1 protein-coding gene is annotated in these 260 nt (G+C 66.2%); it reads left to right on the forward strand.

Annotated elements, in window-relative coordinates:
• Window positions 1-260 (forward strand): carbon starvation CstA family protein (locus tag FQ664_RS26305; RefSeq protein WP_306109837.1); only part of this gene is annotated, 260 nt, incomplete at both ends.

Genomic DNA, 260 nt, shown 5'->3' on the forward strand with positions numbered 1-260 from the left:
GAATCGTTCGTGGCCGTGATGGCGCTGGTGGCGGCCTCGATCATCGATCCGGGCATCTACTTCGCGATGAACAGCCCGGCGGCAGTGATCGGTGCCGATGCAGCGTCGGCCGCGCACTACATCACCAATACCTGGGGCTTCACCATCACCCCCGAACAGCTGACGGCCACGGCGGCAGCGATCGGTGAACCGACCATCCTGCATCGTGCCGGTGGTGCCCCCACCCTGGCGGTGGGCATCGCGCAGATCCTGCATGAGGC

This window comes from Pseudomonas persica, from assembly GCF_900291015.1.
Classification (GTDB): Bacteria; Pseudomonadota; Gammaproteobacteria; order Pseudomonadales; family Pseudomonadaceae; genus Aquipseudomonas.